Origin of the sequence: Aquiflexum sp. TKW24L, assembly GCF_023502205.1 — a bacterium.
In the GTDB taxonomy this organism is placed as follows: domain Bacteria; phylum Bacteroidota; class Bacteroidia; order Cytophagales; family Cyclobacteriaceae; genus Cognataquiflexum.
In genome coordinates this window covers 302,810-323,992 of record NZ_JAMFLG010000002.1, presented here as the reverse complement: position 1 = coordinate 323,992, position 21,183 = coordinate 302,810, and the positions used below count along the sequence as shown (strand labels likewise).

The 21,183-nt window shown below is 40.2% G+C and carries 27 protein-coding genes; all 27 read left to right on the top strand.

Going from position 1 to position 21,183, the window contains the following annotated elements; translation table 11 throughout:
* Positions 1-2: 2 nt before the first annotated feature.
* The 27 genes from rpoB (at position 3) to rplO (ending at position 21,181) form a co-directional block, all read left to right on the top strand.
* Positions 3-3,878, top strand: a complete 3,876-nt coding sequence (gene rpoB / locus M3O96_RS02855) for a DNA-directed RNA polymerase subunit beta (protein ID WP_249718570.1) — start codon at positions 3-5, stop codon at positions 3,876-3,878.
* A gap of 47 nt (positions 3,879-3,925) precedes the next feature.
* Positions 3,926-8,239, top strand: a complete 4,314-nt coding sequence (gene rpoC, locus M3O96_RS02850; protein WP_249718568.1) for a DNA-directed RNA polymerase subunit beta' — start codon at positions 3,926-3,928, stop codon at positions 8,237-8,239.
* A 69-nt stretch (positions 8,240-8,308) separates the two neighbouring features.
* Positions 8,309-8,632 carry a DUF3467 domain-containing protein gene (locus tag M3O96_RS02845; RefSeq protein ID WP_249718566.1) on the top strand — a complete coding sequence of 108 codons (324 nt, stop codon included), beginning with the start codon at positions 8,309-8,311 and terminating at the stop codon, positions 8,630-8,632.
* 100 nt (positions 8,633-8,732) lie between these two features.
* On the top strand, positions 8,733-9,158 hold the full coding sequence (rpsL, locus tag M3O96_RS02840) for a 30S ribosomal protein S12 (protein WP_113924099.1): 426 nt from the start codon (positions 8,733-8,735) through the stop codon (positions 9,156-9,158).
* Positions 9,159-9,176: 18 nt separating this feature from the next.
* Entirely contained in the window at positions 9,177-9,644 is a 468-nt protein-coding gene (rpsG, locus tag M3O96_RS02835) for a 30S ribosomal protein S7 (protein WP_113924100.1), read from the top strand.
* A gap of 6 nt (positions 9,645-9,650) precedes the next feature.
* Positions 9,651-11,768: an elongation factor G gene (fusA, locus tag M3O96_RS02830; protein ID WP_249718564.1), complete on the top strand. Its 2,118-nt coding sequence runs from the start codon at positions 9,651-9,653 to the stop codon at positions 11,766-11,768.
* Between the two features lie 13 nt (positions 11,769-11,781).
* The gene (gene rpsJ / locus M3O96_RS02825) at positions 11,782-12,087 is read left to right on the top strand and encodes a 30S ribosomal protein S10 (RefSeq protein ID WP_249718562.1); all 306 of its coding nucleotides are present in this window, start codon (positions 11,782-11,784) and stop codon (positions 12,085-12,087) included.
* Positions 12,088-12,337: 250 nt separating this feature from the next.
* Positions 12,338-12,970 (top strand): 50S ribosomal protein L3, encoded by a 633-nt coding sequence (gene rplC, locus M3O96_RS02820; RefSeq protein WP_249718561.1) that lies wholly within the window; start codon positions 12,338-12,340, stop codon positions 12,968-12,970.
* A 4-nt stretch (positions 12,971-12,974) separates the two neighbouring features.
* Complete coding sequence (rplD, locus tag M3O96_RS02815) at positions 12,975-13,604, top strand: 50S ribosomal protein L4 (protein WP_249718559.1); 630 nt, start codon at positions 12,975-12,977, stop codon at positions 13,602-13,604.
* A gap of 4 nt (positions 13,605-13,608) precedes the next feature.
* The gene (gene rplW, locus M3O96_RS02810) at positions 13,609-13,896 is read left to right on the top strand and encodes a 50S ribosomal protein L23 (RefSeq protein ID WP_249718558.1); all 288 of its coding nucleotides are present in this window, start codon (positions 13,609-13,611) and stop codon (positions 13,894-13,896) included.
* A gap of 13 nt (positions 13,897-13,909) precedes the next feature.
* On the top strand, positions 13,910-14,734 hold the full coding sequence (gene rplB, locus M3O96_RS02805) for a 50S ribosomal protein L2 (protein WP_249718556.1): 825 nt from the start codon (positions 13,910-13,912) through the stop codon (positions 14,732-14,734).
* A gap of 2 nt (positions 14,735-14,736) precedes the next feature.
* Positions 14,737-15,015, top strand: coding sequence for a 30S ribosomal protein S19 (gene rpsS, locus M3O96_RS02800; RefSeq protein ID WP_113924105.1), 279 nt, complete (start codon positions 14,737-14,739; stop codon positions 15,013-15,015).
* A gap of 2 nt (positions 15,016-15,017) precedes the next feature.
* On the top strand, positions 15,018-15,407 hold the full coding sequence (gene rplV / locus M3O96_RS02795; protein WP_249718554.1) for a 50S ribosomal protein L22: 390 nt from the start codon (positions 15,018-15,020) through the stop codon (positions 15,405-15,407).
* A gap of 9 nt (positions 15,408-15,416) precedes the next feature.
* Positions 15,417-16,157: a 30S ribosomal protein S3 gene (gene rpsC, locus M3O96_RS02790; RefSeq protein ID WP_249718552.1), complete on the top strand. Its 741-nt coding sequence runs from the start codon at positions 15,417-15,419 to the stop codon at positions 16,155-16,157.
* Between the two features lie 23 nt (positions 16,158-16,180).
* Positions 16,181-16,600, top strand: coding sequence for a 50S ribosomal protein L16 (gene rplP / locus M3O96_RS02785; protein WP_113924108.1), 420 nt, complete (start codon positions 16,181-16,183; stop codon positions 16,598-16,600).
* Positions 16,601-16,608: 8 nt separating this feature from the next.
* Positions 16,609-16,803, top strand: a complete 195-nt coding sequence (gene rpmC / locus M3O96_RS02780) for a 50S ribosomal protein L29 (RefSeq protein WP_249718550.1) — start codon at positions 16,609-16,611, stop codon at positions 16,801-16,803.
* A 7-nt stretch (positions 16,804-16,810) separates the two neighbouring features.
* A complete protein-coding gene (rpsQ, locus tag M3O96_RS02775; RefSeq protein ID WP_249718548.1) occupies positions 16,811-17,074 on the top strand; it encodes a 30S ribosomal protein S17 in 264 nt (87 codons plus the stop codon).
* 2 nt (positions 17,075-17,076) lie between these two features.
* Entirely contained in the window at positions 17,077-17,445 is a 369-nt protein-coding gene (rplN, locus tag M3O96_RS02770) for a 50S ribosomal protein L14 (protein ID WP_219290795.1), read from the top strand.
* A gap of 2 nt (positions 17,446-17,447) precedes the next feature.
* Entirely contained in the window at positions 17,448-17,792 is a 345-nt protein-coding gene (gene rplX / locus M3O96_RS02765) for a 50S ribosomal protein L24 (RefSeq protein ID WP_249718547.1), read from the top strand.
* Positions 17,785-18,339: a 50S ribosomal protein L5 gene (rplE, locus tag M3O96_RS02760; protein ID WP_249718545.1), complete on the top strand. Its 555-nt coding sequence runs from the start codon at positions 17,785-17,787 to the stop codon at positions 18,337-18,339. Before rplX ends, rplE begins: the two co-directional genes overlap by 8 nt.
* A gap of 8 nt (positions 18,340-18,347) precedes the next feature.
* Positions 18,348-18,617: a 30S ribosomal protein S14 gene (rpsN, locus tag M3O96_RS02755; RefSeq protein ID WP_249718544.1), complete on the top strand. Its 270-nt coding sequence runs from the start codon at positions 18,348-18,350 to the stop codon at positions 18,615-18,617.
* Positions 18,618-18,702: 85 nt separating this feature from the next.
* Complete coding sequence (rpsH, locus tag M3O96_RS02750; protein ID WP_249718542.1) at positions 18,703-19,098, top strand: 30S ribosomal protein S8; 396 nt, start codon at positions 18,703-18,705, stop codon at positions 19,096-19,098.
* A gap of 9 nt (positions 19,099-19,107) precedes the next feature.
* Entirely contained in the window at positions 19,108-19,665 is a 558-nt protein-coding gene (rplF, locus tag M3O96_RS02745) for a 50S ribosomal protein L6 (protein WP_249718539.1), read from the top strand.
* Positions 19,666-19,670: 5 nt separating this feature from the next.
* Complete coding sequence (gene rplR, locus M3O96_RS02740) at positions 19,671-20,021, top strand: 50S ribosomal protein L18 (protein WP_249718538.1); 351 nt, start codon at positions 19,671-19,673, stop codon at positions 20,019-20,021.
* An 8-nt stretch (positions 20,022-20,029) separates the two neighbouring features.
* Complete coding sequence (gene rpsE / locus M3O96_RS02735; RefSeq protein WP_113924118.1) at positions 20,030-20,548, top strand: 30S ribosomal protein S5; 519 nt, start codon at positions 20,030-20,032, stop codon at positions 20,546-20,548.
* Positions 20,549-20,552: 4 nt separating this feature from the next.
* The gene (gene rpmD, locus M3O96_RS02730) at positions 20,553-20,732 is read left to right on the top strand and encodes a 50S ribosomal protein L30 (protein WP_249718536.1); all 180 of its coding nucleotides are present in this window, start codon (positions 20,553-20,555) and stop codon (positions 20,730-20,732) included.
* Positions 20,733-20,734: 2 nt separating this feature from the next.
* A complete protein-coding gene (gene rplO / locus M3O96_RS02725) occupies positions 20,735-21,181 on the top strand; it encodes a 50S ribosomal protein L15 (protein ID WP_249718534.1) in 447 nt (148 codons plus the stop codon).
* Positions 21,182-21,183: the final 2 nt, after the last annotated feature.

Here is a 21,183-nt window from a genome sequence, read left to right as displayed (position 1 = left end):
CCTTGGCTATCCAGAATCAAACCGTAAGGAAAAGTTTCTCATCTATTAAGGTAGTCAAAGACTATCCGGATTTCTTAGATATCCAATTACAATCTTTCAAAGACTTTTTCCAATTGGATACTCCAGCTGAAAGAAGAAGACAGGATGGTCTGTTCAAGGTGTTTTCTGAGAATTTTCCGATTTCGGATTCTCGTGAAAATTTTACCCTTGAATTTATTGACTACGCAGTCGATCCTCCCAAATATAGTGTGGAGGAATGTATTGACCGTGGACTTACCTACTCCGTTCCTTTAAAAGCAAAATTGCGACTTCTTTGTCATGATGAGGACAACGAGGATTTTGAAACAATCGAACAAGAAGTTTTCTTAGGAAATCTTCCTTACATGACTGAAAAAGGATCTTTCGTCATCAATGGAGCTGAAAGAGTCATTGTATCCCAGCTTCATAGATCGCCGGGAGTTTTCTTTGCCCAGAGCAAACATACCAACGGTACTAAATTATATTCAGCTAGAATTATTCCTTTCAAAGGTAGCTGGATTGAATTTGCCACAGACATCAACAATGTTATGTATGCTTACATTGACAGGAAGAAGAAATTTCCTGTGACGACTTTGTTGAGAGCTATTGGTTTTGGTTCTGATAAGGAGATCCTCGACCTGTTCGGTCTTTCTGAAGAAATAGATGCTACAAAAAATAACCTCAAAAAAGTTTCCGGAAGAAAATTGGCTGCTAGGGTGCTTCGTACCTGGGTAGAGGATTTTGTGGATGAAGATACTGGTGAGGTAGTTTCAATTGATAGAAATGAAGTTTTGTTGGAAAGGGATTCCATTCTGACAGATGAAGATATATCCATGATTTTGGAATCAGGAGCTAAGTCTATCATTCTCCACAGAGAGGATGTAAACGTAGCTGACTTCTCCATTATCTATAATACACTTCAAAAGGATAATTCAAATTCTGAAAAAGAAGCGGTAGAAGTGATCTACCGTCAATTGAGGAATACTGAAGCTCCTGATGAGGCAACTGCTCGTGAGGTTATTCACGGACTATTCTTCTCAGACAAGAGATATGATCTTGGTGAAGTAGGTAGATACAGAATAAACAAAAAATTAGGATTACAGATTGATCCTGAAAAAATTGTTTTGACAACTGAGGATATCATCAGTATTGTGAAGTACTTGATCGGTTTGATCAATTCTAAAGCAGTAGTCGATGATATTGATCACTTGAGCAATAGAAGAGTACGTACAGTTGGTGAGCAATTGTACAGTCAGTTTGGGGTTGGACTTGCCCGTATGGCAAGAACAATCAGAGAAAGAATGAACGTCCGTGACAATGAAGATTTCAAGCCTGTTGATTTGATCAATGCGCGTACACTTTCTTCTGTGATCAACTCTTTCTTTGGAACCAACCAACTCTCTCAGTTCATGGATCAGACCAATCCACTTGCGGAACTAACTCACAAGAGAAGGTTATCAGCATTGGGTCCGGGCGGTCTTTCTAGAGAAAGAGCAGGATTTGAAGTACGTGACGTTCACTACACGCACTACGGTCGTTTGTGTACTATCGAAACTCCAGAGGGTCCAAACATTGGATTGATTTCCTCTCTTTGTGTTCACGCTAAAGTGAACTCTATGGGTTTCCTCGAAACCCCATATAGAAAAGTGAAAGAAGGTAAAGTAAGCATGAATGCCAATGATATTGTTTTCTTGACTGCAGAAGAAGAGGATGACAACAACATTGCGCAGGCGAATGCCCCATTGGATGCCAATGGAGTCTTTATCAATGAAAAAGTAAAAGCAAGATTTGAAGGTGATTTCCCAGTCTTAGAACCAAAGGAAATCAGTTATATGGATGTTGCTCCTAATCAGATTGTATCAGTTGCAGCATCTTTGATTCCTTTCTTGGAGCATGATGATGCCAACCGTGCCTTGATGGGATCTAACATGCAACGTCAAGCCGTACCATTATTGAAGCCTGAGGCTCCGATTGTCGGGACTGGTTTGGAAGCAAAAGCAGCTACAGATTCTAGATCTTTGGTATTGGCAGAAGCAAACGGTGTAGTAGAATACGTCGATGCAAGCAAAATCACGATCAAATATGACCTTACTGAAGATGATCTTTTGGTCAATTTCAGTGATGAGTATAAGACGTATGAATTGGTAAAATTCAGAAGAACCAACCAAGATACTACCATTAACCTTACTCCTTTGGTATTAAAAGGAGAAAAGGTACTTAAAGGTCAGGTTCTTGTCGAAGGTTATTCAACCAATAACGGTGAGTTGGCTTTGGGTAAAAACCTGATGGTCGCTTACATGCCTTGGCAAGGTTATAACTTCGAAGATGCGATTGTAATTTCCGAAAGAGTAGTAAGAGAGGATGTATTTACTTCAATTCACATTGAAGAATTCCAACTTGAAGTAAGAGATACCAAAAGGGGTGAAGAAGAATTGACTTCTGAAATTCCAAACGTTTCTGAAGAGGCTGTGAAAAACCTTGATGAAAATGGAATCATCAGAGTTGGTGCTGAAGTGAAGGAAGGAGATATCATCATAGGTAAAATCACTCCAAAAGGCGAAACTGATCCAACTCCTGAAGAGAAATTATTGAGAGCGATCTTTGGAGACAAAGCAGGCGACGTAAAAGATGCTTCTTTGAAAGCTTCTCCATCATTGAATGGGGTTGTAATCGAAACCAAACTCTTTTCAAGACCTAAGAAAGACAAAGATCTTAGAGCTAAATCAAAAGCAGAGGTAGAAAAACTGAAAGGGAAATATGCAAAAGACCTTTTGGGAATCCGTGCGAGAATGATTAACAAGTTGGTTACGCTCCTTGACGGAAAAACTTCTCAAGGAATCAGACATAAGTTCGGTGATGAGATCATCAGCAAGGGAGTTAAGATCAATTTGAAAAATATTGAGCAAAATCTTTTCCCTGCTAAAAATCCATACAGAGATGAGTCTAACTACAATGTATCTGAAGAGGCAAACCTTATTTCTGATATCATTTTGGATGATTGGACAGAAGATGCACACACCAATGTGTTGATCCAAAAACTGGTTAAGAACTATGTGAATTCAAGAAATGAAATCTCGGGTAGATTCAAGAGAGATAAATTTACCCTTGAAGTGGGTGACGAACTTCCTGCCGGTATTGTTCAGCTTGCAAAAGTTTATGTTGCCAAAAAGCGTAAACTGAAAGTTGGTGATAAAATGGCAGGTCGTCACGGTAACAAAGGTATTGTAGCCAGAATCGTAAGAGAGGAAGATATGCCTTTCTTGGAAGATGGTTCTCCAATGGATATCGTACTTAACCCACTTGGTGTACCTTCTAGGATGAACATTGGGCAGATTTATGAAACTGTTCTTGCTTGGGCAGGTATGAAACTTGGGAAAAAATACGCAACCCCAATTTTTGACGGCGCAACAATGGAAGAAGTTTCTCATGAGCTGGATTTGGCCGGATTACCTTCTTATGGCAGGACCTATCTTTATGATGGTCTATCTGGTAAAAGATTTGATCAGCCGGTGACAGTAGGGATTACTTACATGTTGAAGCTTGGCCACTTGGTGGATGACAAGATGCACGCAAGGTCAATCGGTCCATATTCTTTGATCACGCAGCAGCCTTTGGGTGGTAAAGCCCAATTTGGTGGTCAGCGTTTTGGAGAAATGGAAGTTTGGGCATTGGAAGCATTTGGAGCATCCCATGTGTTGCAAGAAATTTTAACTGTGAAATCTGATGACGTGGTTGGTAGAGCCAAGGCGTACGAGGCGATAGTAAAAGGTGAAAACCTTCCTAAGCCAAATATCCCTGAATCCTTCAACGTATTGGTTCATGAGCTGAGAGGTCTTGCACTAGAGATTACCCTTGATTAATAAAATTTCAATGGGCCGCAAGGCCCTTCACATACTCTTCGACAATTATGGCGTTCAGAAAAAACAAAAAACTAAACAACGACTTTTCCAGAGTCACTATTAGTTTGGCCTCTCCAGAATCCATTCTGGATAGTTCACATGGTGAAGTAACGCAGCCCGAAACAATCAACTACAGAACTTACAAGCCTGAAATGGGTGGTTTGTTCTGCGAGAGGATTTTCGGTCCTGTAAAAGACTGGGAATGTCATTGTGGAAAATATAAACGCATAAGATATAAAGGTATCATCTGTGACAGATGTGGTGTTGAAGTTACTGAAAAGAAAGTAAGAAGAGAGAGAATGGGACACATCGAATTGGTGGTGCCTGTTGCTCACATTTGGTACTTCAAATCCCTTCCCAACAAAATCGGATACCTATTGGGTCTTCCAACCAAAAAATTGGATCAAATTGTCTATTATGAAAGATATGCGGTCGTTCAAGCTGGTTTAAAAGCAGAAGACGGAGTGCAATATCTTGACTTCTTGACTGAAGACGAGTACCTGGATATCATGGATAAGCTTCCAAAAGAGAACCAGATGCTTGATGATGACGATCCAAATAAATTTATTGCCAAAATGGGTGCAGAAGCAATTGAAATGCTTTTGTCCAGATTGGATTTGGATGACTTGTCATATAGCTTGAGACATCAGGCAGCTACAGATACTTCTCAGCAAAGAAAAGCTGAAGCTTTGAAAAGATTGAAAGTTGTAGAAGCTTTTAGAGAAGCAAGGACCCGAATCGAAAACCGTCCTGAGTGGATGGTGGTAAGAATGGTTCCTGTTATTCCACCAGAATTGCGTCCATTGGTTCCTTTGGATGGCGGTAGGTTTGCTACCTCTGATTTGAATGACCTTTATAGAAGGGTCATCATCAGAAACAACCGTCTTAAGAGATTGATCGATATCAAAGCTCCTGAAGTCATTTTGAGAAATGAAAAAAGGATGCTTCAAGAAGCTGTCGATTCCTTATTTGACAATTCAAGAAAAGTAAATGCCGTAAGATCGGATGGTAACCGTGCTTTGAAATCTCTTTCAGATATGTTGAAAGGTAAGCAAGGCCGTTTCCGTCAAAACTTGCTCGGTAAAAGGGTTGATTATTCAGGTCGGTCGGTTATCGTCGTTGGACCTGAATTGAAGCTACATGAGTGCGGTCTTCCAAAAAATATGGCCGCTGAGCTTTTCAAACCATTCATCATCAGAAAACTGATAGAAAGAGGTATTGTAAAGACAGTAAAATCTGCCAAGAAAATTGTTGACAGAAAGGATCCTGTAGTATGGGATATTCTTGAAAACGTATTGAAAGGACACCCTGTATTGCTAAACCGTGCTCCAACTTTGCACAGGTTAGGTATCCAGGCTTTCCAACCAAAATTGATCGAGGGAAAAGCAATCCAGCTTCACCCATTGGTGTGTACTGCATTCAACGCCGATTTTGACGGTGATCAGATGGCGGTCCACGTACCACTTGGACATGAGGCGATATTGGAAGCTTCCACTTTGATGCTTTCTTCACATAACATCCTTAACCCTGCCAACGGAGCGCCTATCACGGTTCCTTCTCAAGACATGGTTCTTGGATTGTACTATGTTACCAAAGGAAAGAGATCTACTCCTGAAGAAATTGTTCTTGGAGAAGGAATGACCTTCTACGGAGAAGAAGAAGTGATCATCGCATTGAATGAAGGTACTATTTCCCAGCATGCCTTTGTTAAGTGTAAAGTTCAGGTAAGAGAAGATAGCGGTGAATTAGTTGAGAAAATCATTGAAACTGTAGCCGGTAGATTGATTTTCAATCAATTTGTTCCTGAGGCGGTAGGTTTTGTCAATGAATTGTTGACCAAGAAAAAGCTACAGCAAATCATTTCAGAAGTTGTTAAGATTTGTGGTGTTTCAAGAACAGCACAATTTCTTGATGATATCAAACACCTTGGTTTCCAAATGGCGTATGCCGGCGGATTATCCATGGGATTGAACGATGTCATTATTCCTGTTGAAAAAGATCCATTGATTGCTAAAGCAAAAGACGAGGTTGATCAGGTTTGGAACAACTACCTGATGGGTTTGATCACAGACAACGAGAGATATAACCAAGTAATCGATATTTGGACAAGAACGAATTCCTTCCTGACCAATATTCTGATGAAACAGATGGAAGAGGATAAGCAAGGATTCAATGCCATCTATATGATGATGCACTCAGGAGCCCGAGGTTCTAGAGAGCAGATTCGTCAGTTGGGCGGTATGAGAGGATTGATGGCTAAGCCACAGAAAAACCTTCAAGGTTCTGTCGGTGAAATCATCGAAAACCCGATTCTTTCCAACTTCAAAGAAGGACTTGATGTATTGGAATACTTCATCTCTACTCACGGTGCACGTAAAGGCCTTGCCGATACTGCATTGAAAACTGCAGATGCGGGTTATTTGACAAGAAGACTCGTGGACGTTGCTCAAGACATGATCATCTCCGAAGAGGATTGTGGTACATTGAGAGGACTAGTCGTTCAGGCATTGAAGGACAATGACGAAATCGTTGAACCGCTTTCTGAAAGAATCTTAGGTCGAGTTTCTGTACACGATGTGTATGATGCGGTGACTGAAGAACTTGTCGTTCCTGCGGGAATTGAAATCACTGAGGAGATTGCAAGAAAAGTAGACGAATCTACTATAGAGGAAGTCGAAATTAGGTCAGTACTTACTTGTGAAACAAGAAGAGGTGTCTGCGCGAAATGCTACGGACGTAACCTTGCAACAGGCAGGATGGTACAAAACGGTGAATCTGTCGGTGTAATTGCCGCACAGTCAATCGGAGAACCGGGTACGCAGTTGACTTTGAGAACTTTCCACGTAGGTGGTACAGCATCTAATATTTCCGTTGAAGCGAGCATCACTGCCAAATTTGAAGGTGTTGTAGAATTTGATGAGGAATTGAGATGGATCGACACTACTACCAAAGATGGTGAACCAGTTTCAATGGTTATGGGTAGATCAGGTGAGATCAAGATCAATGATGCTAAATCCGGAAAAACCTTGGTTTCAAATCACGTGCCTTACGGTGCTACTTTGAATGTGAAGGATGGTCAAAAAATCGGTAAAGGTGAAGCGCTTTGTAAGTGGGATCCATACAATGCCGTAATTCTTTCTGAATTTGACGGTGAAATCGAATTTGACTCTATTATTGAAGGTATCACTTTCAAGGAAGTTGCTGATGATCAGACTGGATACAGAGAGAAAGTTATCATTGACACGAAAGATAAAACCAAAAACCCTGCTGTCGTTGTAAACTACGGTTCAGACGAAAGCAAGTTTTACAATATTCCTGTTGGTGCTCACTTGGCTGTTGAAGCCGGTGAAGTGGTGAAGTCAGGTCAAATCTTGGTAAAAATCCCGAGATCTGTTGGTAAAACCAGAGACATCACCGGTGGTCTTCCAAGAGTTACAGAATTGTTTGAAGCTAGAAATCCTTCCAACCCTGCTGTTGTTTCTGAAATTGATGGTGTTGTAACCTATGGTGGTATCAAAAGAGGTAACCGTGAGATCTTCATCGAATCTAAGGATGGCGTGAAGAAAAGATATATGGTTTCTCTTTCCAAGCATATTCTGGTTCAGGAAAACGACTTTATCCGCGCAGGTGAAGCTTTGTCAGATGGAGCTATCACCCCAAGTGATATCCTTTCTATCAAAGGGCCAACTGCAGTACAGGAATATTTGGTAAATGAAATCCAGGAAGTTTACAGACTTCAAGGTGTAAAAATCAATGACAAACACATCGAGGTTATTGTAAGCCAGATGATGCAGAAAGTTGAAATCCTTGATGCAGGTGATACGGGATTCCTTCAAAACCAGATTGTAGATAAGTGGGCATTCAGAGAAGAAAATGACACTATTCTTGATAAAAAAGTTGTAATGGATCAAGGTGATTCTTCTACATTGAAGCCTGGTATGATCATTACCTCAAGAAGACTGAGAGATGAAAACTCAAGCTTGAAGCGTAAGGATTTGAAACTTGTTCAGGTGAGAGATGCTGAAACAGCAGTTTCTCAACCAACCTTGCAAGGTATCACTGCCGCTTCTTTGGGAACTGAAAGCTTTATCTCGGCTGCTTCCTTCCAAGAGACTACCAAGGTATTGAGTGAAGCTGCCATCAGAGGTAAGCGTGATGAGTTGTTGGGCTTGAAAGAAAACGTAATTGTAGGACATTTGATCCCTGCAGGTACCGGACAAAGAGGATTCGCTGAGATCATTGTAGGATCTCAGGAGGATTATGACAGACTTTCTGCAGAGAAAGAAAGGTCATTCAACAAATCCAGAGAAACAGTTAGATAGAAATAATTAATTCAAACTTAAAAGGCCTGTATCTCCATACAGGCCTTTTTTCATCAAAATAACATTACCATGGAAGACGCTAAAAAACCGATAATTGATCAACAAATCAATGTGGAGCTTTCAGAAGAAGTTGCAGAGGGTATTTACAGTAATCTTGCTATGATAGCCCATTCCAATTCAGAGTTCGTAATAGATTTTATCAGATTGATGCCCGGAGTTCCCAAAGCAAAAGTAAAATCGAGGATCATCATGACGCCAGATCACGCAAAAAGACTTTTGGCAGCATTAAAGGATAACATAAATAAATACGAGCAGGCTTTTGGAAAAATAGAGGGAGGTTCAGAAGGACCAAGCTTTCCATTAAACTTCGGGGGAAACTTTGGAGAAGCATGACAAAAATATAACAGCTTAATTTTGTTTGTTTTACCTATTTGCATACCTTTGCAGTCCAAAATTCACAAGTTAAAGGAAGAAAAATAAATTTTATCAGTTAATGCCTACTATACAACAGTTAGTAAGAAAAGGTAGAACCACCCTTGAGACCACATCCAAATCGAGAGCTTTGGATTCTTGTCCTCAAAGGAGAGGTGTTTGTACCAGAGTGTACACTACCACGCCTAAGAAGCCTAACTCAGCGATGAGGAAAGTGGCCAGGGTAAGATTGACGAATGGTAAAGAGGTAAACGCCTACATTCCAGGTGAAGGTCACAATTTGCAAGAGCACTCTATCGTATTGATCAGAGGTGGTCGTGTGAAGGATCTTCCAGGTGTACGTTACCACATTATCAGAGGTGCATTGGATACTGCAGGAGTAAAAGACCGTAAGCAAGGTCGCTCTAAGTACGGTGCTAAGAGACCTAAGCCAGGTCAAGCTGCTAAAGGCGCCCCAGCAAAAGGTGCTCCAGCAAAAAAGAAATAATAAAAACTAGTTAAAGAAATGAGAAAAGCGAAACCAAAGAAGAGATATATTCTTCCTGATCCGAAGTTCGGCGATACCTTGGTAACCAAGTTCGTCAACTGTCTGATGGTAGATGGTAAGAAGAGTATTGCTTACAAAATCTTCTACGACGCAGTCGAGAAGGTAGAATCAAAAGTAGGTGAGAACGGTCTTGAGGTTTGGAAAAAAGCGCTTAACAATATAACTCCAGCCGTAGAGGTGAAGAGTCGTAGAGTTGGTGGTGCTACATTCCAGGTTCCAATGGAAGTTAGACCTGAAAGAAAAACGTCCCTAGGTATTAAGTGGATGATCACTTATGCTAGAAAAAGAGGTGAGAAGACAATGATGGACAGGCTTGCAGGTGAGATCATCTCTGCTTCAAAAGGCGAAGGTGCTGCAGTGAAGAAGAAGGATGATACCCACAGAATGGCTGAAGCAAACAAGGCATTCTCACATTTTAGATTTTAATCAGTAATGGCAAGAGATTTAAAATACACTAGGAACATTGGCATTGCCGCGCATATTGATGCCGGTAAAACAACTACTACAGAACGCATACTCTACTATTCAGGTGTCAGCCACAAAATCGGTGAGGTTCACGATGGTGCGGCCACAATGGACTGGATGGCACAAGAGCAGGAAAGAGGTATCACCATTACTTCTGCTGCGACCACCGTGTTTTGGAATTACAGAAATAATAAATACCAAGTTAACATTATCGATACTCCAGGCCACGTTGATTTTACCGTAGAGGTAAATCGTTCCTTGAGAGTTTTGGATGGGCTTGTTTTCCTTTTTAGTGCTGTTGATGGTGTTGAGCCTCAGTCAGAAACTAACTGGAGACTTGCCGATAACTACAAAGTAGCCCGTATCGGTTTTGTTAACAAAATGGATCGCTCAGGTGCAAATTTCCTTGAGGTGTGTAAGCAGGTTAAGGAAATGTTGGGAAGCTATGCAGTTCCACTGCAGCTTCCTATCGGCGCAGAAGAGAACTTCAAAGGAGTAGTCGACCTAATCAACAACCGAGGGATAGTTTGGAATGAGGATGACAAAGGAATGACTTTTACAGAAGTTCCTATTCCTGATGACATGCTTGAAGAAGTGGCTGAATACAGAGAGCACCTACTCGAAGCAGTGGCTGATTACGATGAGTCATTAATGGAGAAATTTTTTGATGATCCGGATTCCATCACAGAATCTGAGATTCTTTCAGCTTTGAGAAGAGCAACCATAGACATGAAAATTGTACCAATGGTTTGTGGTTCCTCATTCAAGAACAAAGGCGTGCAAACTATGCTTGATCTTGTGATGGAATTGCTTCCTTCTCCTTTGGACAAAGATGATATCGTTGCTACAGGACTTGATTCTGAAGAAGAAGTTGTCATCAGACCTGACGAAAAAGAACCATTTACAGGATTGGCTTTTAAAATTGCAACTGACCCATTTGTTGGTCGCCTTTGCTTTGTAAGAGCGTATTCAGGTATTTTGGAATCTGGTTCATACATTTTTAATAGCCGATCAGGTAATAAAGAGCGTATTTCTAGAGTATTCCAAATGCACGCCAATAAGCAAAACCAGATCGAGAGATTGGTAGCCGGTGATATTGGTGCAGTCGTTGGTTTCAAAGATATCAAGACAGGAGATACTCTTTGCGATGAAAAACGCAAAGTTGTACTTGAGTCTATGGTTTTCCCAGAGCCTGTTATCGGATATGCTATTGAGCCAAAAACTCAGGCAGACGTTGATAAACTAGGTATGGCAATCTCTAAATTGGTTGAAGAAGATCCAACTTTACAGGTTCATACTGATCAGGAAACTGGACAGACCATTCTTAGAGGTATGGGCGAACTCCATTTGGAAATCATCATTGACCGACTAAAGAGAGAATTTAAAGTTGAGATCAATCAAGGTGCGCCTCAGGTTGCTTATAAAGAAGCTCTTTTTGGTTCTGTTGAACACAAAGAAGTTTATAAGAAGCAGACAGGTGGTAAAGGTAAATTTGCCGACATCTTATTTGAACTTGGACCTAAGGATCCTGATCCGGTTACCAATGAAATTAAGGCCGGACTTGATTTCGTAAATGGTATCGTCGGTGGAGTTATTCCAAGAGAATTTATTCCAGCCATTCAGAAAGGTTTCAATGAAGCAATGAAGAATGGTCCATTAGCCGGATATCCAATTGAATCTATGAAGGTTAGGTTGTTTCATGGCTCTTTCCACGACGTTGATTCTGATGCCCTTTCTTTTGAATTGGCTGCGAGAATTGGGTTCAAAGAAGCGGCTAAGAAATGTAGGCCTCAATTACTTGAGCCTATCATGGGAGTTGAGGTGGTGACACCGGATGAATACACAGGTCCAATTACTGGTGACTTGAACAGAAGAAGAGGAATGATGAAAGGAATGGATACCAAAGGTACTTCCACTGTCATCAAAGCCAATGTTCCTTTGTCTGAGTTATTTGGATATGTTACCGACTTGAGAACAAATTCTTCAGGTAGAGCTTCTGCATCTTTGACATTCTCTCACTACGAGCCGGTGCCAAATAACATTGCAGAAGGTGTGATTGCAAAAGTAAAAGGTGAGAAAGCCTAAATTTTGACAGAAAATGAATCAGAAAATCAGAATAAAATTGAAATCTTACGATCATAGCCTGGTGGATAAGTCATCTGAGAAGATCGTAAAGGCGGTAAAAGCAACCGGTGCAATTGTGGTTGGGCCTATTCCTTTGCCTACTAAGAAAGAAAAGTTTACTGTGTTGAGTTCACCTCACGTAAACAAGAAGGCTAGAGACCAATACCAACTTTGTACATACAAAAGATTGGTAGATATCTACAGCAACAGTTCTAAAACCGTCGATGCATTGATGAAGATCGAACTTCCTAGTGGAGTTGATGTTGAAATCAAAGTCTGACGGAAAATCAACACATTGATGAAAAACCTGTACCAATCCGGTGCGGGTTTTTCTTTTGCCCCTTTAAAATTGAAAGTGTCTTTGGGAGTTTGTAGGTTATTTAGGCCTACCACCAAATTTATTTTCGTAAATAATTGAAAATATTAAAGTTGGGATTTGTAAGCTGAGGGAAAAATCCTAACTTTGCAGTCCTTAAAAAAGCACCTAAGCACATAAAGGCTTGGGTTTCAAGATTATTATACAACAGAAGATGTCTGGAATAATAGGTAAAAAAGTAGGAATGACTAGCATTTTCAGTGCCGATGGACGAAATGTCGCATGCACGCTAATAGAAGCTGGTCCTTGCGTAGTGACGCAAGTAAAAAATGTTGATACAGACGGGTACAACGCTGTTCAATTGGCATACGGTGAGCGTAAAGAAAAAAACACGCCAAAACCGCTGATGGGCCACTTTAAAAAAGCAGGCACCACACCAAAGCAGAAAGTTGTTGAATTCAGAGACTTCAGAATCGAATTTGAAGGTCAGGTTGATCTAGGGAAGACAGTGAAAGCTGACGAAGTATTTATTGAAGGAGACTTCGTAGATGCTATTGGAACTTCCAAAGGTAAAGGTTTCCAAGGTGTAGTAAAGCGTCATGGTTTTGCCGGTGTCGGTGGTGCAACCCACGGTCAGCATAACAGAGCGAGACACCCTGGTTCAATTGGTGCTTGTTCATGGCCATCCAGAGTATTCAAAGGAATGAGAATGGCTGGTAGAACTGGAGGAGATAGAGTGAAGGTGATCAATTTGAGAGTCTTGAGAATCTATCCTGACAAGAATCTATTACTAGTAAGCGGTTCTATCCCAGGTCCAAAAAATTCTTTCGTTATTCTAGAGAAGTAAGAAAATGGAATTAGCAGTATTAAAATATAACGGTGAAGACACAGGTAGGAAAGTTACTCTTTCTGATGACATTTTCGCGATCGAACCCAATGATCACGCGATCTACCTGGATGTAAAGCAATATTTGGCGAACCAAAGACAAGGTACTCACAAAGCCAAAAATAGGAATGAAATTTCCGGGTCTACTAAGAAGATCAAAAAGCAAAAAGGCACCGGTGGAGCTAGAGCAGGATCTATCAAGTCACCATTATTCAGAGGTGGGGGTAGGGTTTTTGGACCAGTTCCAAGAGACTATTCATTCAAATTGAATAAAAAGCTGAAGCAATTAGCCAGAAAGTCTGCTTTGACTTATAAGGCGAAAGAAAATAGTGTAATGGTTTTGGAAAACTTCTCATTTGATGCTCCAAAAACAAAGACATATATAGCCATGTTGAATGGACTTTCATTGTCTGATAAGAAAACCCTATTGGTTCTTCCAGAAGTTAGCAAGAACGTTTATTTGTCTAGCAGAAACTTGCAGAAGGCCAAAGTTATGGCTGTAGAAAATGTAAATACTTATGAATTGTTGAATGCTGACAATTTGGTATTGTGCGAAGGTTCAGTAAGTATGTTAGAAACCCTTTTATTAAAGTAAGAAGATGGCAACACTTAAAAAACCTTTGATTACCGAGAAGATTTCAGCAATGAATGAAAAAGGTGTTTATGGATTTGCAGTTGAAAAAACCGCAACCAAGCCTGAAATCAAAAGAGCCGTAGAAAAAATGTATGGAGTGAAAGTTGTGGATGTCCGTACCATGAGGTATGCGGGCAAGCCTAAGACTAGATATACCAAAACAAAAATTGTTTCTGGCTTTAGCGCTCCTTATAAAAAAGCAATCGTGAAGGTTGCGGAAGGTGAAATAATTGATTTTTACGGAGAAATTTAATTGAATCAGAATCATGGCAGTTAGAAAATTAAAACCTGTAACACCAGGGACCAGATTCAGAGTAGCGCCGGCATTTGATGAGATTACTACATCAAAGCCTGAGAAATCTCTTTTGGCTCCGAAACCAAAGTCAGGTGGTAGAAATAACACCGGTAAGATGACCAATAGATATATTGGTGGTGGACACAAGCAAAGACTTAGAATTATTGACTTCAAAAGAAACAAATTTGGTGTTCTTGCTGAGATTGTTTCTGTAGAATATGATCCAAACAGAACAGCCCGTATTGCTTTGTTGCAATATGCCGATGGTGAAAAAGCGTATATCATCGCACCAAATGGAATTAAAGTCGGACAGACTATAATTTCAGGCGAAAGCGTAGCTCCTGAGATCGGAAATGCGATGCATCTTGTTAATGTGCCCTTGGGTACCATTGTCCATAACATTGAGCTTAAGCCTGGAAAGGGTGGAGCAATGGCACGTAGTGCAGGTGGTTATGGTCAGGTAGTAGCAAGAGATGGTAAGTATGTGACTATCAAATTGCCTTCAGGCGAAATGAGACTCGTTCTCGGAACTTGTATGGCCACTGTAGGTACTGTTTCCAATGCTGACCATATGAATGTGGTCCTTGGTAAAGCTGGTAGGAACCGTTGGTTAGGAAGAAGACCTAGAACAAGGGGTGTCGCAATGAACCCTGTCGATCACCCAATGGGTGGTGGTGAAGGTAGATCTTCCGGAGGTCATCCCAGATCTAGGAAAGGTTTACTTGCCAAAGGCAAGAAAACCAGAAGCCCTAAAAAGTATTCTAACAAATTCATTATCAGTAAAAGAACCAAATAGATATGGCACGTTCATTAAAAAAAGGTCCTTATATAGAGCACCACTTATTGAAAAAAGTGGATGTAATGAACGAGACCGGAAAAAAATCTGTCATCAAGACATGGTCAAGAAGATCAATGATTTCTCCGGATTTCGTAGGCCATACATTCGCTGTGCATAATGGCAATAAGTTTATACCCGTATTTGTTACAGACAACATGGTAGGACATAAGCTTGGAGAATTTGCACCTACTAGAAACTTTAGGGGTCACATTGCCAAGAAAGATAAAGGAAAGAGATAATCATGGAAGCAATAGCAAGATTAAACAACGTTCCTACTTCTCCTCGCAAAATGCGATTGGTAGTCGACCTTGTAAGAGGAAAAAGAGTAGGACAGGCATTAAGTATTTTGAAGTTCACTCCCAACAGTGGAGCTGCAAGAATCGAGAAACTCCTACTTTCTGCTGTAGCCAACTGGCAGGCGAAAAATCCGGATGAGAAGATTGAAGAAGCTGATTTGTTTCTAAAGACAATCTTCGTAGACGAAGGACGCATGCTCAAAAGACTTAGACCTGCACCGCAGGGAAGAGCTCACAGAATTCGTAAAAGATCGAATCATGTAACTCTTATTGTAGATTCCTACAGTACAGATGTTACCGCTGATCAAGTTGAAACAACAGAAAAATCTAATTAAAATCAGACTATGGGACAAAAAGTAAACCCAATTGGTTTTAGACTTGGTGTAATCAAAGGTTGGGATTCCAACTGGTATGGCGGAAAAGATTTCGCTGAAAAGCTGTATGAAGATCAGCAGATCAGGAAATATGTAAACGCTAGGATTCCAAAAGGAGGAATCTCAAAAGTTATCATTGAGAGAACTTTGAAGAGAATCACTCTAACCATCCACACTGCCCGTCCTGGAGTAGTAATAGGAAAAGGTGGAGCCGAAGTTGATAAGCTTAAAGAGGAATTGAAAAAATTGACCAACAAAGATGTTCAAATTAACATTTTTGAAATTAAACGTCCTGAAATGGATGCCAAATTGGTCGGTGAATCTATCGCACAACAACTACAGGCACGTATCTCATTCAGAAGAGCAATGAAGCAATCTATTGCTGCGACAATGAGAGTGGGTGCAGAAGGGATCAAAGTAAAACTTTCAGGTAGATTAGGCGGAGCCGAAATGGCTAGATCTGAAATGTACAAAGAAGGTAGAATTCCTTTGCATACATTAAGAGCCGACATCGACTATGCCGTTTCTGAGGCTAATACTGTTTATGGAATCATCGGCATCAAGGTGTGGATATTCAAAGGTGAAGTTTACGGGAAGAGAGATTTATCTCCAAACGTAGGTGCAGCCAGCGAGCCAAAAACCAATGCTTCTGCAGCAGCGAGAGGAAAGCGAAGAGAAGGTGGTCCAAAGAGAAGAAAGAGAAATAACTAATTTTCACCCATAAGTGAGAAATCATGTTACAGCCGAAAAGAACGAAATTTAGAAAAATGCATAAGGGTAGAGTCAAAGGACTTGCTCAAAGGGGTCACGAACTTTCTTTTGGCAACTTTGGTATCAAATCCCTCGAGCCAGGATGGATAACTTCCCGTCAGATAGAAGCAGCTCGTATTGCTATGACGAGAGCGATGAAAAGAGAAGGTCAGGTTTGGATCAGGATTTTTCCTGACAAACCGATCACCAAAAAACCTGCAGAGGTTCGTATGGGTAAAGGTAAAGGTGCTCCTGAGTATTGGGTTGCCGTCATTAAACCTGGAACTATCCTTTTCGAAGCAACGGGTGTTACTCTTGAAGTAGCGAATGAAGCTTTGAGGTTAGCACAACAGAAACTTCCAGTAAGTACAAGATTCGTAGTACGTAGAGATTACGTAGGATAATAGAAACTATGAAAAACGCAGAAATAAAATCACTTTCCGAAAGTGAAATCTTGGAACGCATAGCCGCTGAGCAGGTCAATTTATCTAAATTGAACTTTGCCCATGCTATCTCTCCAATTGAAAATCCTAATAAAATTAAGGAGTCAAGGAAATTGATCGCAAGATTAAAGACAACCTTGACCGCAAAACAACTAGCTAAATAATATTAAGATGGCTACTGCTGAGAGAAATCTTCGTAAAGAAAGAACAGGTAAGGTAGTTAGCAACAAAATGGACAAGTCCATAACTGTAGCTGTAGAAAGAAAGGTTAAACATTCGATCTATGGTAAGTTTGTTGCTAAGACTACAAAATTTATGGTTCATGACGAGAAAAATGAGGCTAATGAAGGCGATACTGTCAGAATAAGCGAAACTCGTCCGCTGAGTAAGAACAAACGTTGGAGATTGGTTGAAATAATAGAAAAGGCTAAATAATCATGATACAACAAGAATCCAGACTAGGTGTAGCGGATAATTCAGGTGCCAAAGAGGTGCTCGTAATCCGTGTATTGGGAGGTACCAAAAAAAGGTATGCCTCCATTGGTGATAAAGTTGTCGTAACTGTTAAGTCTGCACTTTCTTCCAGCAGTATGAAAAAAGGTACCGTTTCAAAAGCGGTTATCGTGAGAACGAAGAAAGAAATCAGAAGAAAAGACGGTTCATATATCAGATTCGAAGATAATGCAGCTGTGCTTTTGAACAACAATGATGAGCCAAGAGGAACCCGTATTTTCGGTCCTGTTGCCAGAGAGTTGAGAGAGAAGCAATTTATGAAGATTGTGTCTTTAGCCCCAGAAGTATTGTAATCATGGAAAGAAAATTCAACAAGCAACCAAAATTGCATGTCAAAACCGGAGATGCTGTAAAAGTATTAGCAGGTGATGATAAAGGCAAATCAGGTAAAATACTTTCTGTCGATCCTACCAAAAGAAGAGCGATAGTAGAAGGTATCAATATGGTAACTAAGCACGTTAAGCCAACTGCATCGAATCCGCAAGGAGGAATTGAAAAAAGAGAGGCTTCCTTAGATCTAAGTAATCTGATGCTTGTAGATCCTAAAACAGGAGAAGCTACAAGGACAGGAAGAAAAGAAAATGACAAAGGTAAATTAGTTAGGTATTCTAAGAAAACTGGGGAGGTAATCAATGGCTAATCCTAGAGTAAAAGATAGATATATGGCTGAAATAGTTCCTTCAATGAAGGAGAAATTTCAGTACAGTTCAGTGATGGAAGTTCCTAAATTGACAAAAATAGTAATCAACAAAGGGATCGGAGCGGCAGTTGCTGACAAGAAGTTGGTAGATCAAGGTGTTGAAGAACTTTCCTTGATTGCCGGTCAAAAAGCAGTATCAACCAAAGCAAAAACTTCAGTTTCTAACTTTAAGTTGAGAGAAGGAATGCCGATTGGGGCTAAAGTTACTTTGAGAGGCAATAAGATGTATGAATTCCTTGATCGATTGATGACAATTGCTCTTCCAAGAGTAAGAGATTTCAAAGGAATCAATGACAAAGGATTTGATGGAAGAGGTAATTATACCCTGGGTGTAACCGAGCAAATCATTTTCCCTGAAATCAGCATCGAAAAGGTGAACAAAATTTCTGGCATGGATATCACTTTTGTGACTTCGGCCAAGACAGATGAAGAAAGCTATGCTTTGTTAAAAGCTTTTGGAATGCCTTTTATTAACAAAAATAATTAAGAAATATTATGGCAAGAGAGTCACTAAAAGCCCGCGAGCGTAAGAGAGAAAGTCTTGTAGCTAAATATGCTAAAAAACGTGCTGCATTAAAAGCAGCGGGGGATTTTGCAGGATTGGATAAATTACCGAAAAATTCTTCACCTGTCAGGTTACACAACAGGTGCAAATTAACAGGTCGTCCAAAGGGATATATGAGGAAGTTTGGCATCAACAGGGTAACCTTTAGAGAAATGGCTTCGGCAGGTAAAATTCCGGGAATTACTAAGTCTAGCTGGTAAAATTTTAACAAGAATTTTTATTCTTAAAATCATTGTGTAACTTTGCACTCCCTTAGCGGGAAAGTGCAGTTAGACTTATATAATTATGACTGATCCAATAGCTGATTATCTGACAAGATTGAGAAATGCCATCAAGGCAACTCATAGAATCGTTGAGATGCCTGCTTCTAACATAAAGAAGGAGATCACGAAGGTGCTTCATGATAAAGGTTATATTCAAAATTATAAATTTGATGAAAATGGTCCTCAGGGCATCATCAAAATAGCTTTGAAATATAATCCATCGACAAAGCAAAATGCCATCGTAAACCTGAGTAGAGTTAGTAAGCCAGGTCTAAGAAAATATGTAAAACATGAAGATCTTCCAAGAGTTATCAACGGCCTTGGAATTGCTATCCTCTCTACTTCCAAAGGTGTAATGACCGATAAAGAAGCACGCACTGAAGGTGTTGGAGGAGAAGTACTTTGCTACGTTTATTAATATACCGTCATGTCTAGAATAGGTAAAAAACCAATAAATATACCTGCGGGTGTTACTGTAGACGTAACTGCATTCAATGCTGTTACTGTTAAAGGTCCCAAAGGTACTCTAAGTAGGGATGTGAATCCCGACATTGCTGTGAAGGTTGAGGGTAATGAAATTATCCTTGAAAGACCTACAGAATCTAAGAGACATAAATCACTTCACGGTCTATACAGGTCCCTAATTAACAATATGGTAATCGGTGTATCTGATGGATACAAAAAAGACCTGGAACTTGTTGGGGTGGGTTATAAGGCGTCTAATCAAGGACAAGTTCTTGAACTTTCCTTAGGTTATTCACACAACATCTTTTTTGCGCTTCCTGAGTCCGTCTCTTTAAAGACCGAAACTCCTAAAGGTAAAAACCCTCTTATTACATTGGAAGGGATTGATAAAGAATTGGTTGGTCAAATTGCTGCCAAGATTAAATCATTGCGTAAAGTAGAGCCTTATAAAGGTAAGGGTGTACGCTTTGTCGGAGAAATTGTTAGACGTAAGGCTGGTAAAACTGCCGGTAAAAAATAATTAATATGGCCTTTAATAAGAGTTTAAGAAGACTTAGAATCAAAAGAAGTATAAGAAGAAAAATCTCTGGTACTGATTCAAGACCTCGTTTGTCTGTATTCAAAAGTAATACCGGTATTTACGCACAGCTTGTGGATGATCTTAAGGGTCATACGCTTGCACATGCTTCTTCCAAAGAATTGGGTTCTGTTAACAACGCAAACGTTACAGTTTCCAAAGAAGTGGGTAAAAAATTAGCTGAAAGAGCTGTAGCAAATGGTGTCTCCGAAGTTGTTTTCGATAGAGGTGGATACTTATATCATGGAAATGTTAAAGCTCTTGCAGATGGTGCAAGGGAAGGTGGCCTTAAATTTTAAAAGATATTATGTCTCAGGTAAAAAGAAAACCAATTAGGGCAACAGATACTGAATTAAAAGAGAAAGTTGTTGCTATCAACCGAGTTGCCAAAGTAGTAAAAGGTGGTAGGAGATTTTCATTCTCTGCTATAGTTGTAGTAGGTGATGGTGCTGGTGTTGTAGGTTACGGACTTGGCAAAGCCAACGAAGTTACTGATGCAATTACTAAAGGCATTGAAGATGCAAAAAAGAACCTTGTGAGAGTTCCTGTTTTGAAGGGTACTATTCCTCATGAGCAGTTAGGAAAGTTCGGTGGAGGTTTTGTCCTTATCAAACCTGCTGCTGCCGGTACCGGTGTAATTGCAGGTGGTGCGATGCGTGCTGTTTTGGAAAGTGCTGGAGTAACCGACGTATTGGCAAAATCGAAAGGTTCTTCAAATCCACACAACGTGGTAAAAGCTACTATTGATGCCTTGGTACAGTTGAGAGATGCTATCGCGGTTTCTCAACAAAGAGGAGTTAAAATGTCAAAAGTCTTTAACGGTTAATAAAATGGGAAAAATCAGAATCACTCAGATAAGAAGTACCATAAAAAGACCAAAAGATCAAAAGGCTACAATCGTAGCCCTTGGACTTGGTAAAATCAACAAGAGTGTAGAGATTGAAAGCAATCCTGCAATCGCTGGTATGGTTAGAAAAGTTAGTCACCTTGTAAAAGTGGAGGAAGCTTAATTATGAAATTACATACACTAAAACCTGCAGAAGGTTCGGTAAAATCTTGCAAGAGAATCGGACGTGGAACAGGATCAGGAAGAGGCGGAACCTCTACAAGAGGTCACAAAGGTGCCAAATCCCGTTCAGGATATAAATCAAAGCTAGGATTTGAAGGTGGTCAGATGCCACTTCAAAGACGAGTTCCTAAGTTTGGATTCAAAAGCCTAAACACTGTAACTAACAAGCCACTAAACCTGGATGTTCTCCAAAATTTGGCCACTGAATTTAATTTAGAAATAATTTCATTTGATACCTTGGTAGAACATGGATTGGTTTCTAGAAAAGATGTTGTAAAAGTGTTAGGTAGAGGCGAACTTACAGCCAAATTAAATGTAAGTGCTCACCTATTCTCTGCTTCTGCTGTAGAAGCTATTGAAAAAGTAGGCGGAACAGTAACCAAGCTTTAAAT

Excerpts from the sequence above, each read along its gene's own strand:
- rpoC (WP_249718568.1), top strand. The coding sequence starts at position 3,926 with ATGGCGTTCAGAAAAAACAAAAAACTAAACAACGACTTTTCCAGAGTC.
- M3O96_RS02845 (WP_249718566.1), top strand. The coding sequence starts at position 8,309 with ATGGAAGACGCTAAAAAACCGATAATTGATCAACAAATCAATGTGGAG.
- rpsL (WP_113924099.1), top strand. The coding sequence starts at position 8,733 with ATGCCTACTATACAACAGTTAGTAAGAAAAGGTAGAACCACCCTTGAG.
- rpsG (WP_113924100.1), top strand. The coding sequence starts at position 9,177 with ATGAGAAAAGCGAAACCAAAGAAGAGATATATTCTTCCTGATCCGAAG.
- fusA (WP_249718564.1), top strand. The coding sequence starts at position 9,651 with ATGGCAAGAGATTTAAAATACACTAGGAACATTGGCATTGCCGCGCAT.
- rpsJ (WP_249718562.1), top strand. The coding sequence starts at position 11,782 with ATGAATCAGAAAATCAGAATAAAATTGAAATCTTACGATCATAGCCTG.
- rplC (WP_249718561.1), top strand. The coding sequence starts at position 12,338 with ATGTCTGGAATAATAGGTAAAAAAGTAGGAATGACTAGCATTTTCAGT.
- rplD (WP_249718559.1), top strand. The coding sequence starts at position 12,975 with ATGGAATTAGCAGTATTAAAATATAACGGTGAAGACACAGGTAGGAAA.
- rplW (WP_249718558.1), top strand. The coding sequence starts at position 13,609 with ATGGCAACACTTAAAAAACCTTTGATTACCGAGAAGATTTCAGCAATG.
- rplB (WP_249718556.1), top strand. The coding sequence starts at position 13,910 with ATGGCAGTTAGAAAATTAAAACCTGTAACACCAGGGACCAGATTCAGA.
- rpsS (WP_113924105.1), top strand. The coding sequence starts at position 14,737 with ATGGCACGTTCATTAAAAAAAGGTCCTTATATAGAGCACCACTTATTG.
- rplV (WP_249718554.1), top strand. The coding sequence starts at position 15,018 with ATGGAAGCAATAGCAAGATTAAACAACGTTCCTACTTCTCCTCGCAAA.
- rpsC (WP_249718552.1), top strand. The coding sequence starts at position 15,417 with ATGGGACAAAAAGTAAACCCAATTGGTTTTAGACTTGGTGTAATCAAA.
- rplP (WP_113924108.1), top strand. The coding sequence starts at position 16,181 with ATGTTACAGCCGAAAAGAACGAAATTTAGAAAAATGCATAAGGGTAGA.
- rpmC (WP_249718550.1), top strand. The coding sequence starts at position 16,609 with ATGAAAAACGCAGAAATAAAATCACTTTCCGAAAGTGAAATCTTGGAA.
- rpsQ (WP_249718548.1), top strand. The coding sequence starts at position 16,811 with ATGGCTACTGCTGAGAGAAATCTTCGTAAAGAAAGAACAGGTAAGGTA.
- rplN (WP_219290795.1), top strand. The coding sequence starts at position 17,077 with ATGATACAACAAGAATCCAGACTAGGTGTAGCGGATAATTCAGGTGCC.
- rplX (WP_249718547.1), top strand. The coding sequence starts at position 17,448 with ATGGAAAGAAAATTCAACAAGCAACCAAAATTGCATGTCAAAACCGGA.
- rplE (WP_249718545.1), top strand. The coding sequence starts at position 17,785 with ATGGCTAATCCTAGAGTAAAAGATAGATATATGGCTGAAATAGTTCCT.
- rpsN (WP_249718544.1), top strand. The coding sequence starts at position 18,348 with ATGGCAAGAGAGTCACTAAAAGCCCGCGAGCGTAAGAGAGAAAGTCTT.
- rpsH (WP_249718542.1), top strand. The coding sequence starts at position 18,703 with ATGACTGATCCAATAGCTGATTATCTGACAAGATTGAGAAATGCCATC.
- rplF (WP_249718539.1), top strand. The coding sequence starts at position 19,108 with ATGTCTAGAATAGGTAAAAAACCAATAAATATACCTGCGGGTGTTACT.
- rplR (WP_249718538.1), top strand. The coding sequence starts at position 19,671 with ATGGCCTTTAATAAGAGTTTAAGAAGACTTAGAATCAAAAGAAGTATA.
- rpsE (WP_113924118.1), top strand. The coding sequence starts at position 20,030 with ATGTCTCAGGTAAAAAGAAAACCAATTAGGGCAACAGATACTGAATTA.
- rpmD (WP_249718536.1), top strand. The coding sequence starts at position 20,553 with ATGGGAAAAATCAGAATCACTCAGATAAGAAGTACCATAAAAAGACCA.
- rplO (WP_249718534.1), top strand. The coding sequence starts at position 20,735 with ATGAAATTACATACACTAAAACCTGCAGAAGGTTCGGTAAAATCTTGC.